The 878-nt window shown below is 38.5% G+C and carries 3 protein-coding genes; all 3 read right to left on the reverse strand.

All coding sequences use genetic code 11. The features are described from left to right. Nucleotides 1-228: class I SAM-dependent methyltransferase (locus HT715_RS10570; RefSeq protein WP_138707338.1), on the reverse strand; the 228-nt coding region annotated here is incomplete at its 3' end. Beyond that, the gene (locus tag HT715_RS10575) at nucleotides 228-515 is read right to left on the reverse strand and encodes a hypothetical protein (protein ID WP_119919603.1); all 288 of its coding nucleotides are present in this window, start codon (nucleotides 513-515) and stop codon (nucleotides 228-230) included. The genes HT715_RS10575 and HT715_RS10570, both read right to left, overlap by 1 nt. Next, nucleotides 499-878: DUF1642 domain-containing protein (locus HT715_RS10580; protein WP_138707337.1), on the reverse strand; the 380-nt coding region annotated here is incomplete at its 5' end. The genes HT715_RS10575 and HT715_RS10580, both read right to left, overlap by 17 nt.

Here is an 878-nt window from a genome sequence, read left to right on the forward strand (position 1 = left end):
ACCTGCCCATTTCAAATGTGGCGGATCGAATACTACTAGATTAAATGTTTCATCATCGAATGGCATATCACGAAAATCTCCGACAACGTCAGGGTTTACGTTTACCTTTTTCCCATGTATTTCAAATTTTTCTTGTCTGATGTCCATGAAAGTTGTATGACTCTCATTTTTATCAAACCAAAACATACGACTGCCACAACAAGCGTCTAGTATTCGTATATCTCCCATTATTCCACCTCCTCAAAATAACTATGAAATTTACTTAAATTGACAATAGCGACCTCTTCAACAAAATGCTTTTCAATGTCAAAGTCTGGGTCATTTTTACTAAACTCTTTCTTTATCGCTTTTTCGGCCAGCGAAGGTAAAGCGAATATGCTTGCTCCGTTTTTTAGGGCAAGCGGATTTCCATGTTGATTCACTATTCGATAACCAACATCAAACGGTCTAATTTCCATTGGGATTTTTATGCGTTTACTTTGATCCTTCATTCCTTCTTCAAGCGTTTGTATCATATTCAACCTCCTCAATCTCAATCCCTGGGCAATCGAACACCCAGCCGAAACCAGCTTCTTCAAGTTCTTTGCGGGTGAATTTATAATTTCCAGTAATTATATTTTGGTTAAAATAAAGAACCTTCCCTGATTGCGTTTTAGTCAAAGGTTGCCCATTATTCAGACTAACAATATACCGCTTCTCTTCCTCGACCTCGTAGCCGTCAAGCCATGCACGAGCAACTAAATCAAATGGTCTTTCTTGCATAAACCATTTCCTAACTTCATCGTTCGTGAAATCAAATTCGAATAATTCTGCCACGTCTTTACAAGCTTTTCTAGCTTCCTCAATCCATTCAGCCACAAACTGCGGAACTTTGACTG

This window comes from Streptococcus sp. 4155 (genome assembly GCF_013276695.1).
Lineage (GTDB): Bacteria > Bacillota > Bacilli > Lactobacillales > Streptococcaceae > Streptococcus > Streptococcus pseudopneumoniae.

Bases quoted from the DNA above. Each gene is read 5' to 3' on its own strand.
- HT715_RS10575 (WP_119919603.1), bottom strand. From the start codon at position 515: ATGATACAAACGCTTGAAGAAGGAATGAAGGATCAAAGTAAACGCATA.